The organism is Shewanella sp. Shew256, from assembly GCF_002196695.1.
GTDB classification, from domain to species: Bacteria; Pseudomonadota; Gammaproteobacteria; order Enterobacterales; family Shewanellaceae; genus Shewanella; species Shewanella mangrovisoli.
On the sequence record NZ_NAJR01000002.1, the window covers coordinates 541,723 to 553,579 of the forward strand.

General features: G+C 45.7%; 9 protein-coding genes. 8 read left to right on the forward strand and 1 reads right to left on the reverse strand.

All coding sequences use genetic code 11. The annotated features are described in order from the left end of the window. Positions 1-226: 226 nt before the first annotated feature. The 5 genes from B5P39_RS05185 (at position 227) to oleD (ending at position 7,127) form a co-directional block, all read left to right on the forward strand. The gene (locus B5P39_RS05185; RefSeq protein ID WP_088210704.1) at positions 227-1,609 is read left to right on the forward strand and encodes a methyltransferase; all 1,383 of its coding nucleotides are present in this window, start codon (positions 227-229) and stop codon (positions 1,607-1,609) included. Positions 1,610-1,863: 254 nt separating this feature from the next. After that, complete coding sequence (locus B5P39_RS05190) at positions 1,864-2,913, forward strand: 3-oxoacyl-ACP synthase III (protein WP_011717598.1); 1,050 nt, start codon at positions 1,864-1,866, stop codon at positions 2,911-2,913. A gap of 170 nt (positions 2,914-3,083) precedes the next feature. Further along, on the forward strand, positions 3,084-4,046 hold the full coding sequence (locus B5P39_RS05195; RefSeq protein ID WP_088210705.1) for an alpha/beta fold hydrolase: 963 nt from the start codon (positions 3,084-3,086) through the stop codon (positions 4,044-4,046). Next, entirely contained in the window at positions 4,046-5,857 is a 1,812-nt protein-coding gene (gene oleC, locus B5P39_RS05200; protein WP_088210706.1) for an olefin beta-lactone synthetase, read from the forward strand. Before B5P39_RS05195 ends, oleC begins: the two co-directional genes overlap by 1 nt. A gap of 142 nt (positions 5,858-5,999) precedes the next feature. Beyond that, positions 6,000-7,127: a 2-alkyl-3-oxoalkanoate reductase gene (gene oleD, locus B5P39_RS05205; RefSeq protein WP_088210781.1), complete on the forward strand. Its 1,128-nt coding sequence runs from the start codon at positions 6,000-6,002 to the stop codon at positions 7,125-7,127. Positions 7,128-7,202: 75 nt separating this feature from the next. Here oleD and B5P39_RS05210 read toward each other — a convergent pair whose 3' ends face one another. After that, positions 7,203-8,756, reverse strand: coding sequence for a glycosyltransferase family 1 protein (locus tag B5P39_RS05210; RefSeq protein ID WP_088210707.1), 1,554 nt, complete (start codon positions 8,754-8,756; stop codon positions 7,203-7,205). Between the two features lie 492 nt (positions 8,757-9,248). Here B5P39_RS05210 and B5P39_RS05215 point away from each other — a divergent pair, with 492 nt between their 5' ends. The 3 genes from B5P39_RS05215 to B5P39_RS05225 all read left to right on the forward strand — a co-directional run bounded on the left by B5P39_RS05215 (position 9,249) and on the right by B5P39_RS05225 (position 11,683). Then, positions 9,249-9,488, forward strand: a complete 240-nt coding sequence (locus tag B5P39_RS05215) for a DUF3624 domain-containing protein (protein ID WP_088210708.1) — start codon at positions 9,249-9,251, stop codon at positions 9,486-9,488. Positions 9,489-9,956: 468 nt separating this feature from the next. Then, positions 9,957-10,934, forward strand: coding sequence for a TerC family protein (locus tag B5P39_RS05220; RefSeq protein WP_011717593.1), 978 nt, complete (start codon positions 9,957-9,959; stop codon positions 10,932-10,934). A gap of 443 nt (positions 10,935-11,377) precedes the next feature. Then, complete coding sequence (locus B5P39_RS05225) at positions 11,378-11,683, forward strand: hypothetical protein (RefSeq protein WP_088210709.1); 306 nt, start codon at positions 11,378-11,380, stop codon at positions 11,681-11,683. The last annotated feature ends 174 nt before the right edge of the window (positions 11,684-11,857 follow it).

The following is an 11,857-nucleotide window of genomic DNA, read 5'->3' on the forward strand; positions in this document are numbered from 1 at the left end:
GTTAACTGTTGCTGCGTTAAGGCGTATCTCCCATGCATGCCAGCGAGTAAAGCAGGCTGACAAAAATTGTGGCGATACTAGCAGCTTTAGCCGCTATTTGGGCAGCGATATTAAGTAAAATGCACCTTGATATTCGTAAAGGCTTAATGACGGCACTGTTTTCAAACTGACGGCTAAGCCCAATAAAATAGTCAAATGGAACACATCAGAGTAAAGCAAATTCAGCATGGCAATTAAGCTCGATAATCATAAGCAGGCAGGGGATATATCCGACAGTCAGGATTGGCTCAAGGCGCACTTTATCCAGTTGGATAAGTTACTTGAGCAGAGCCGCGCCCTGTGGCAAGTGCGCGCCTTTGAGGCAAAAGCACTGCCTTGGGCGGCGCAATTCCCAAGGCTTGCAACCACCCTTTGGGCGCTTGATGATGCCGTGCTCGATACTTTGGATGCCGAGCAATCGGCGTTAGTCGATGCCTTATCTCCTGCACTTAAGCAGGATCTTGCCGCGTTAGGTTTAGACTGGGATCTGTCTTTACTTCTATCCTCCTTTGCCGAACTTTCGCAGGGCTCAGATATTGATTCAGATATAGGCTTTGATATTAGCTCTGACATCAGCTCTGATGATATTGAAACTGCTACTTCACCTCGTATTGATCTTACCGAGTTGGCTCACTTTAGCGCCCATATAAAAGGCCGTAAGTGGGAGCAGATCACTGCCTTTGTGCAGCATTTGCCCGATGCGGGATTACCCGTGCTCGAGTGGTGTGCGGGCAAAGGGCACTTGGGCCGTTTGATTGCCAAGGCACGTGGTGTGGATGTGTTAAGCCTCGAGTGGCAGGCGATGCTCTGTGAAGAGGGCCAAGCCTTTGCCGATAAATGGCATTTATCACAGCGCTTTGTTTGCGCCGATGCTTTCGCTATCAACGATAAAACTAGCGAAAATTCCGCTCATCAAACCAATCCTTTTTGCGCTCAGCAACAGGCGGTGGCGCTGCATGCCTGTGGCGATTTGCATGTGCGTTTATTGCAATTGGCGGCAGCGGCGGGCACACAGGCACTGGCGATTTCACCTTGCTGCTACCATTTAATTCAAGCTAATCAATATCAAGGCTTATCAACACTCGCTAAAGACAGCGCGCTGTGTTTAAGTCGCCATGACTTGCAATTGCCTTTACAACAGAGCGTAATCGCAAATCCGAAACAACAGGCGCTGCGGCATCAGGAAATTGCTTGGCGGCTGGGGTTTGATGCGCTGCAGCGAAGTTGCCGTGGCATAGATGCTTATTTACCCTTGCCCGCCATAAAGCAAAGCCAGCTGAGCGGCGAGTTTGCCGAGTTTTGCCATTGGGCGGCGGCGCAAAAGACGGTTACCTTAGCCGCAGATTGTGATTTTGACGCTTGGCTTGAGATAGGCAAACAGCGACAAAGGTTAACCCGGCGCATCGATTTGGCCGCGCATTTATTCCGCCGTGCGCTGGAGCTGTGGTTAATTCTCGATCGCTGCTGTTTTTTGCTGGAAAGTGGTTATCGGGTAACCCTGAGGGAATTTTGTGCAACCAGCGTGACGCCGCGAAATGCGCTGATTTTGGCGCAAAAATCGAGCGATTGAAAAATAATTTGAATGATGAGGCCATACTTGCCTGTTTTTTATGAAGTATTTCTTTATTAGTTCATTTTGAATTAACGGATAGGCGGCATGATCTGCACAAGGGCTGATAAGCTCTGTGAGACAAGTCTAAGACGAAAGATGGTTTTTTATTGAATCATCGGGCTTTTCTTGTTCAAATGTCGCCTTAATGACAAATAACAACTAAAAACTGACCTAAAAGATCAGTGATCTTAGTGAGCGAATAAAACAGTTTCATGAAATATTCCCGCGTATTTATTAATAGCCTTGCCTATGAACTGGCACCTGTCGTGGTTTCCAGTAGCGAGCTAGAATCTCGCCTTGCGCCTCTATATCAAAAATTTCGCATTCCTATGGGGCAACTTGCGGCGTTAACGGGCATTACCGAACGCCGTTGGTGGCCTAAAGGGCATCAATTATCCGATGGAGCGATTAAAGCGGCGCACAAGGCAATTGCAGAAACGGGAATAGAAGTCGCCGAACTGGGCGCTGTGGTGTATACCGGCGTTTGCCGTGACCAACACGAACCCGCCACCGCTTGCCGGATTGCGGCGGCATTAGGTGTGTCGAAGGACACGGCGATTTACGATATCAGCAATGCCTGTCTTGGGGTGTTATCGGGCATTTTAGACATTGCTAACCGTATCGAGCTTGGCCAAATTAAGGCAGGCATGGTGGTGTCCTGCGAATCGGCGCGGGATATTGTCGATGTGACCATTGATAATATGCTGGCCGATCCGACCATGCAGAATTTTGCGCAGTCGCTGGCGACCTTAACCGGCGGCTCTGGCGCGGTGGCGGTGATCCTGACCGATGGCAGTTTGCCGCTGACGAATGTGCGTAAGCATCAGCTGCTTGGTGCCTCCCATTTATCAGCGCCACAGCACCATCAACTGTGTCAGTGGGGCTTGCAGGAAGTGGGGCACAATATTTACCGTGAGTTTATGCGTACCGATGCGGTGACCTTGCTCAAAGAAGGGGTCGAGCTGGCAAAACACACGTGGGAGCATTTCCTCGCGCAGCGGAATTGGTTGGTCGAGCAGGTCGATAAAGTGATCTGTCATCAGGTTGGCGCTTCAAACCGTAAACAGGTCTTGAGTGCGTTAAATATTCCGCCTGAAAAAGAATTCCCTACATATCAACTGCTTGGCAATATGGGCACTGTCTCTTTACCCGTCACTGCGGCCATGGCACACGATCAAGGCTTTTTACGCCCGGGGGATCAGGTGAGCTTTTTAGGTATCGGCAGTGGTTTGAACTGCATGATGCTGGGTATTAAGTGGTAGTTTTCCAAGATTGTTATCTGCCTTAGCCGACGCTTGAGCGCAAGGTTTGCTAGGGCATTTTTATGCTTATTGGTTTAGCGATGGGCATTAGCGATGAGCAGAGGTAAAGCCGAATTTACCTGCACAGGCTACCAATACAAAAACAATTAGAACAAAAGATAGGAAGCGTCATGTTAGACACTCTGTTGCCGTTTAAACGTCATTTTCTTAGCCGTAATGGCAACAAGCTGCATTACATCAATGAAGGCCAAGGTGAGCCTGTGGTCATGGTGCACGGTAATCCAAGTTGGAGTTTTTATTACCGTAATCTCGTGAGCGCCCTTAAGGATACTCACCAGTGTATCGTGCCCGACCATATTGGTTGTGGCCTGTCGGATAAGCCGGATGACAGCGGTTACGACTACACCCTTAAGAGTCGCATTGATGATTTAGAGGCGCTGCTCGATAGCCTAAAGGTAAACGAAAACATTACCTTAGTCGTCCACGACTGGGGCGGCATGATTGGCATGGGCTATGCGGCGCGTTACCCTGAGCGCATTAAACGTCTGGTGATTTTAAATACCGGCGCCTTTCATTTACCCGATACTAAGCCTTTACCGCTAGCGCTGTGGATCTGCCGCAATACGCTGCTCGGCACTGTATTAGTGCGTGGTTTTAATGCCTTTTCATCGATTGCATCCTACGTTGGGGTAAAGCGTCAGCCGATGTCCAAGTACATCCGCGAGGCCTATGTTGCGCCGTTTAACTCATGGGCAAATCGCATTTCGACCCTGCGCTTTGTGCAGGATATTCCGCTAAAACCGGGTGACAGAAACTATCAGCTGGTGTCGGATATTGCCGCCAGTCTGCCAAAGTTTGCCAAGGTGCCGACACTGATTTGCTGGGGTTTACAGGACTTTGTGTTCGATAAGCACTTTTTAGCCAAATGGCGCGAACATATGTCCCATGCACAGGTGCATGAATTTGCCGATTGTGGTCACTATATCCTCGAAGATGCGAGCGACGAGGTGATTACCCATATCAAACACTTTATGGCTGAGGCGCAAACGCCAGAGCCTGAAGTGCAGTCCGTTGAAATGGAACAGGTCACAGAGCCTGAGGCAGAAATTCAAGCGCCACAGGCCGCACATTAATGGCTAGGGTGGAGGATGCGCAGCTCGGTCATGGGACATCTAGCGTCGAGCAAGCAAGCGATGCCAATATTTGTCGGCATTTAAAGCAGGCCGCCCATCACATACCCCATCATCTCGCGGTTGCGGTGCAACAGGGCAAGGGCAAATCCCTTGCCAATCTGACTTACCAAGAACTCGACTTTATTAGCCTCGATAAACAAAGCGATGCCATCGCCTTCGCGCTCAATGCCCATGGGCTGACGCGGGGGATGAAGGCGGTGCTGATGGTCACCCCGAGTCTGGATTTTTTTGCGTTAACTTTCGCCTTGTTCAAGGCGGGGATTATTCCCGTGCTGGTTGACCCGGGCATGGGGATTAAAAACCTTAAGCAATGTTTTATTGAAGCCGCGCCCGATGCCTTTATCGGTATTCCTAAAGCCCATATCGCCAGACGCTTATTAGGCTGGGGTAAGGGCAGCGTGCAGCATCTTATCAATGTGGATGGCAATCCCAGCGGGCTTGCAGGCACACTATCGCGCTTACTCACGGGCGCGCCAAGTTTAGCGTCGATACTCTTATCAACAGCTAAGTCGTCTACAGCTAAGTTGCCGGAACAGGCTGAGTATCCGATGGCGCTGTTAGAGCATGATGAGATGGCGGCGATTCTGTTTACCAGTGGCAGCACGGGGACGCCAAAAGGCGTTGTCTATAGTCACGGCATGTTTGAGGCGCAAATTCAGGCGCTAAAGCAGGATTATGGCATTGCACACGGCGAGCGTGATTTGGCGACATTCCCGCTATTCTCCCTCTTTGGTCCGGCGCTCGGTATGGCATCGATTGTACCTGAGATGGATGCCAGCAAACCGATTACGGCCAATCCTGAATTTTTATTTGCCGCCATTGAGAAATACCAATGCAGCAATATTTTTGTTAATCCGGCCTTGCTTGAGCGTCTAGGCCGCGCCGGTGAGCAAACCGAATCGAAAAAGCAGCATAAACTCAGCAGTGTGAAACGCGTGATTTCCGCAGGCGCGCCCGCGACCATTGCCTCGATTGCCCGTTTTAGCAAAATGCTCAGTGACGGCGTGCCTGTACTCAATTCCTACGGCGCCACCGAATCCTTACCTATCAGCATGATCGCCAGCGATGAGCTATTTACCACGACTCAAACCACGGACAATGGCGGTGGGATTTGTGTCGGCCGCGCCATCGATGGTGTCAGTATCGAGATTATCGCCATCACTGAAGCTGATATTCCTGAGTGGGATAATGGCCTGCGTCTTAACGCGGGGGAAATTGGCGAAATAGTGGTAACAGGCCCTATGGTGAGCCAGTCCTATTATCGCCGCGAAAAGGCAACGACGGCGGCTAAAATATGGGATTGCGAGCAGCAAACCTTCAGGCATCGCATGGGCGATCTTGGCTATCTGGACGACAGTGGCCGGTTGTGGATGTGTGGCCGCAAAGCTCATAGAGTGGATGCCACCCAAGGCGGGCGGTGTATTAAACGTTACTATTCCATTCCGAGTGAGCGTATTTTTAATACCCATCCGAATGTGAAACGTTCGGCATTAGTGGGGATCAAAGTGAAGGGCCAAGGTGGCGTGAGTGAGATTGAACCACTCATCTGTATCGAGCTTGACCAATCCTTGGTGTGCAATAAGAGCGCGCAGCTCTATCAAGAGTTGATGGCGATTGCCGAGCAGTATAGCCAAACTCAGGGGATTCGACGTTTTCTCATTCATCCCGATTTCCCCGTGGATGTGCGCCACAATGCAAAAATATTTAGAGAAAAATTAGCCGTTTGGGCGCAATCGCAAACCAAAGGCTGATTTCAATTTAGCTCATTTTTAACTTAAATAGGGTCGAACTTTCGACCGTTTGTTCGTGGCACGTTTTGCCGCGAGTGGTGCCTTGTTGCACTTAATCACTGAATTGAATACTAAGATGACACTCACTGTCACGGAATGCGATATGACTGACAATCCTGCTGTTCTTCAAGCCGATGCGACACAAACTGGCCGTGGCGATAACCTCGCTCAAGCAGGCTTTGACCCGCGTGAGCAAGCCGCGCTTCATGCCTTGGCGGCTAAGGTCAACCATGCCTTTGTGACCGGCGCGGGCGGATTTTTGGGTAAGGCCATTTGCCTACGTTTGGTCGCGGCTGGGATTAAAGTTACTGGGTTTGCCCGTGGCCATTATCCTGAGCTTGAAGCCCTTGGTGTGACTATGGTACAGGGGGATTTAGCCAATCCTGAGCAAGTCAAACAGGCTATGCAGGGCTGCGATATCGTGTTCCATGTGGCCTCAAAAGCGGGTGTATGGGGCGACAGAGACAGTTATTTTTGCCCGAATGTGAAGGGCGCCGCTAATGTGATTGCTGCTTGTAAAGCACTAAAAATCAATAAGCTAGTCTATACCAGTACCCCAAGCGTGACCTTTGCGGGCGAGGATGAATCGGGAATCGATGAGTCGACGCCCTACGCCAGCCGCTTTTTAAATTATTATGCCCATTCCAAGGCGATTGCCGAGAAGATGATGCTCGATGCCAATCAAGCCTCGATAACCGCGTCGGCGTATGCGTTAAAGACCGTCGCCCTGCGGCCGCATTTGATTTGGGGGCCCAATGATCCGCATCTGGTGCCTCGGGTGCTCGCCCGCGGTCGTTTAGGTAAGCTCAAGCTGGTGGGGCGCGAGGATAAACTGGTCGATACCATTTATATCGATAACGCCGCCTATGCCCATATTCTGGCGGCCGTGGAGCTTTGCCAAGTCTCGCCTAAGTGCCAAGGGAAAGCCTATTTTGTCAGTAACGACGAGCCAGTGACTATGGCCAAGATGCTGAACCTCATCCTAGCCTGTGATGGGTTGCCGCCTGTGACCGCGCGCGTGCCACAGACCCTAGCCTATGTGGTGGGCGCTGTGTTAGAAACGGCGTATCGATTGCTGAATAAGCAAGAAGAGCCGATCATGACGCGCTTTGTCGCTAAACAGCTTTCCTGTAGCCATTATTTCGATATCAGCGCGGCAAAACGAGATTTAGGTTATCGTACACTGGTGACAATAGACCAAGGTATATGTCGATTAAAAGCTTCGTTATAGATGTTTGATTATTAAATAGAAATGTAAAAATGAATGCGTTTAAATTTGATTGATTAAACGCATTCCATTTACTGACTAAGAGTATTTTCTTATCGCAATGTCACACAGTTTGTTATATATTTTTTCAATTTGTAATTGACTATTCATGTTTGTATGGAAATGAGAGGAGAATAAATTAGTTTCAGATTGTAAGAAATTATCATTCTGTAGTTCAAGTGCATACTGCATATATTCTTTCCAATTGCTAAATCTACGTTCCTCTGGGACTATGTTACTTATATGCCCATAGTTTAATGTCACTACGGGTAAGCCATTTATTATTGCTGTTTGAGAGCTTGTGCCTCCACCAATTCTTTTAGGATTCAAATAAACATCAGCCATCAAACAAACAGATGCTAAGTCATCTTGAAATCCAATGTTTATCACTTTTTTTCTATCAATTAATTCAGCGTCAAAATTACTTGAAAGACTAAAACTGTCTGTACCAGAGAAAATAATATGTGCATTTTCGTTGCTTTTAATAAGACCGTTGCAAATTTCGATAAACTCAGGGGTTACTTCTCTATCCATCCTAGTGCTTACTACTAAATAAATGAAAGAATTATTATCCAGACCCAATTTTTCTTTTGAGGCGGGAATGTCAGCCTTTCCCTCTGGAGTGACCAACATATTCTCGAGCATAAAGTCATTATGTTCATATTTAGATGCTAGCTCTCTATGGTTATCATCGAAAAGGCTCCCAGGAACAAAATAGCTATCGCAGTGTGCAAATGGGACTACACCACCAGTGGTTGCAAATATCGATGGGTAAATTCCAAATATAGCCTCCTGAACTAAAAGATTTTCACCATGTGAAATAACTGCATCTGTATCTAATGATTTAAGAATGTCTAAAATATCTAATACCTTTCTTGATGACATCATCTGTTTCTCAATAGATACTATTTTAATTTTCTTATCTTTAAATTGCATATAGTTAATATTTAGCTCAGATGTTCCATTTAAATCTTTATTGACATTAAATCCTGTAGGATTTATTAATCCAAGAGTATTGTGATAGTTGAATCCATTTGAATTAATGATTGTTACATTACAATTATGATAAGTTTCTAAGTGGCATGCAATGTTGAAAGATTCTCTGGTTGGGGAATGTCTCATCCCAAGAATTTGTGGACTTAATATGACAATGTTTTTAACCTGATTAACATTTTTTTTGTTTTTATATTTATATAGTTTTAACCAATTATTCATGTCATTAGATAAATTTTTAAAGATATTTCTTAATGATGTTGTATTAACCGGGGTTGAGTTTGTAAATAAACGATTTCCAATATTCCAATATATCTCGTAAAAGCTTTGAGGTGACATGTTTGGTGGGCATGAATTGATAATTTTTTCTAAAAATCTAGAGTTTTTTGTTAAGTCAAATAAAAAGAAGTACAAGGAATTTAAGTTGTCTATCGGTGGTTGATTTGTAAGATAGTGTTGTATCACTTGTTCTTTATTGTACTCATCAATCTGTTCATAAGCCGATTTTAACGTGCTCAAGTATGAAAAAGATTCGTTATCTAATTTAGCTTCGATAAATATTAAATCTATAGTAAGAATTATGTCATTTGAAAAATTCATTAAGTTTCCCTATTTTAGTGAATTTGTAAGGTAGGCATATTTGATAAATTTTTATACTATTTTTCTGCTTAATTGTACATAGTTTTATGTTTTGTTGGGAAAATTTTGGTATGGTTCAGTGTTAGAAAAGTTAAACTCAGAATTCAGATAATAACTGCTCCTAATTGTGCGATATATCATGCCGAAAATCTTGCAGTGTCAAGCGTTACCACAATTTGGTGGCAGAGTCAGACGTGGCAAGGCTCAGACTAGGATTTGAACTCAGTACTACTCTTAGAAACAGCACGAGTGCAGCAAACGATTATTCTAAACATATATGGTCAGTTATTTAGTGTCGTTTGATTATTAATCAATGACTATTTACCTCTTTCAAAATATTTCTACTGTATCATTGTTTGAGATGATACATGCAATGTGTATTTGATAAGTGTTTTGTGTATATTTACTTTTTCAGTTGCATTACAGGAATTCACTCTATAGTTAGGGAATATTATGAGTTGTGGTGAATGTAAAACGTCAATTTTTAGGCAAAAAATAGGTCGCTGTAAACGCTGCATGTGGCAGTTGACGCTGCTGTCGCTTATCGATTGGCCTTTGTGGTGGTATCTCTACAGTGACGCTCCTCGAGAGGTCAACTCCATCGCCTTACTGTTTTTCTGCTTAGCCTTTAGTGGCCTGTTGTTACTGCATCTTGTGGTATTAGTCGCCCGCCGTCTGCTCGGGCGTGAGTAGTTTTTCACTTCCCATCGAATCTCCTTTTTATCCTTTGTGGTGAGCGGTCACACTTGCCATTTACACTATTTGAAACGGCCATGCTTGTCCGCGAACTTTTTCATTTTCGCTTAATGCTCAAGTGGTACACAGTGCGCTGAAACAGCTCGCTTTTTATCGTCTTAGCGAAAAATACTGTCGATTGGTGCTGAGGCGTGATGAGTGATGAGCTCACGCGATTATTTTACTCCGTGATCCCGTGAGTGTTAGGGCTAGGCTTAAATCTGAACTAAGTACCATAAATACTCTGATGATAAGGGTTCGTGTAACGAGTTTTTTTGGCTGATAAGTATGGATTTAAACAAATTTTAATCTGACATTTTAAGGTTTTTACCCTGTTTCACTGTTTTTGGTATCGCCAAGTACTAAGATCGAATGTGGCGATGGAGCCGAGAAAACTCGGTATTTTTTTAGGTTTTAGGGAGTGTTATGGAGTTTTTAACCACGTTATTTGTGGGTTACCCGATATGGGTTTGGTTAATGTTTTTTGGCTTTGTGTTGGCATTGTTAGCCTTCGACTTAGGTGTGCTACACAAAGAGCAGCACGAAATTACCGTGGCAGAGAGCCTTAAATTATCGGCCTTTTACATTTGTATGGGTCTGTTGTTCGGCGCTTGGTTATGGTGGTATAAGGGCTCGACCGCGGGGATGGAATACCTCACGGGTTACCTTATTGAAAAGTCTTTATCTATGGATAACGTCTTCGTTATCGCGCTTATTTTCAGTAGCTTAGGTATTCCCCGTTTGTATCAACACCGAGTGTTATTCTGGGGGATCATGGGCGTTATCGTGCTACGTGCCATTATGATTGGCTTAGGCGCGGCGCTGGTAGCGCAGTACCAAGGCGTGTTGGTGTTATTCGGCCTGTTCTTGATTTTCACTGGCATTAAGATGCTCTTTTCCGATGATGAGCATGGTGATATCCAAGATAATAAGTTTTACAAGTGGTTACGCTCTAAAATGCGTTTTACGCCAAGCCTTCATCAAGAGAAGTTTTGGGTAAGGGGAGAGGAGCATCAACTCAGCAAAGGCTGGTGGGCAACGCCCTTGTTCTTGGCGTTGATCTTAGTCGAAACCGCTGATCTGGTGTTTGCGGTGGACAGTATCCCGGCGATTTTTGCGATTACCCAAGATCCTTTTATCGTCTATACCTCTAATATCTTTGCTATTTTAGGTCTGCGGGCATTGTATTTCGCCCTCGCGGCCATGGTGCATCGTTTCGAGTACCTCAAGTATGCGCTATCGGTCGTGTTAGTGTTTATCGGCGTAAAAGTCGGACTGGTGTACTTTAATCACGAAGGCATTGTGGACTTTAAAATCCCAACGGCCTTATCCCTTGGCGTCACTTTCGGCCTCTTGCTGGCGGGGGTATTATTCTCCCTGTGGAAGACGCGCGAGCAGAAGTAAGTTAATGTTTTTCTATCTAAAACTGGCGCCATAGTGCGCCAGTTTTTATTCGGTCATCCCAAAGAATGGTTGTGAATTGCCTAGTTTATCGGCCGATGAAATAATTTCTATTTGCGGTTTTTAGGTTTGGTAAAAGTGCGCAAACTGTTCTATTTTTCGTATAGACAGACGTTTGGCTCGGGCTTTCTTTCTACCTGAGTAATCGTTCGCCTAACAGCGCACTGAGCCAAATATAAAGAGTCTGTTTTCATCAATTTTGCAATAATAACAATAAATTATTAGCACCATCAACTTTGTGGCTTAGCTCATTATCTGCCGGAATGGGGCGACAGTTTGGTTCATTCTGAGATGTTGACCATTACGCCACGCCATCATTACAAATAATCGAACAAATGACAGCGAGCCAGGCCGTTAATGCCGAGGTTCGTACGAGGAGAAAGATCATGTCTATGGTGAGTGCGAAGGAATTTGCTCATTGGCTAAAGAAACGCTTCGAGGGTGTCGAAAAGGGCGTGAGTTTAACTCGAGAAGATATTAATCAGCTGACCGGACGCCAAAATTTTTCATTGGTGTTTGTGCATGATATTCACTACGAGTTGATGCGTTATGGCATCGCCTTTGTAACAGACACGGGGCGCGATACTTATTATCTTGTGCGGGTTTTCGATAAACCTTGGCGCAATCAATTGGAGCAGGACTCTGAAAAGGAGCTGTTCTCTAACGTAGTGTCGATTAATTTACTGCGTTAAGACGGCAATTCGTGGCATTTATCAGTGCAATTTTGCTTGAGGTGGTGAGTGCTTTCGACGCACCACAGCGCGCTGCTGCGCAAGTTCGACAGCCCCTGTTACATAAGGATTAACAGGGTTAATAAATCGCATCTTTGCGTGACTTCCCGTCTACTAAGTTCGTTACACTCTCCC

Bases quoted from the DNA above. Each gene is read 5' to 3' on its own strand.
- B5P39_RS05210 (WP_088210707.1), bottom strand. From the start codon at position 8,756: ATGAATTTTTCAAATGACATAATTCTTACTATAGATTTAATATTTATC.
- B5P39_RS05220 (WP_011717593.1), top strand. From the start codon at position 9,957: ATGGAGTTTTTAACCACGTTATTTGTGGGTTACCCGATATGGGTTTGG.
- B5P39_RS05215 (WP_088210708.1), top strand. From the start codon at position 9,249: ATGAGTTGTGGTGAATGTAAAACGTCAATTTTTAGGCAAAAAATAGGT.
- oleC (WP_088210706.1), top strand. From the start codon at position 4,046: ATGGCTAGGGTGGAGGATGCGCAGCTCGGTCATGGGACATCTAGCGTC.
- oleD (WP_088210781.1), top strand. From the start codon at position 6,000: ATGACTGACAATCCTGCTGTTCTTCAAGCCGATGCGACACAAACTGGC.
- B5P39_RS05185 (WP_088210704.1), top strand. From the start codon at position 227: ATGGCAATTAAGCTCGATAATCATAAGCAGGCAGGGGATATATCCGAC.
- B5P39_RS05225 (WP_088210709.1), top strand. From the start codon at position 11,378: ATGTCTATGGTGAGTGCGAAGGAATTTGCTCATTGGCTAAAGAAACGC.
- B5P39_RS05195 (WP_088210705.1), top strand. From the start codon at position 3,084: ATGTTAGACACTCTGTTGCCGTTTAAACGTCATTTTCTTAGCCGTAAT.
- B5P39_RS05190 (WP_011717598.1), top strand. From the start codon at position 1,864: ATGAAATATTCCCGCGTATTTATTAATAGCCTTGCCTATGAACTGGCA.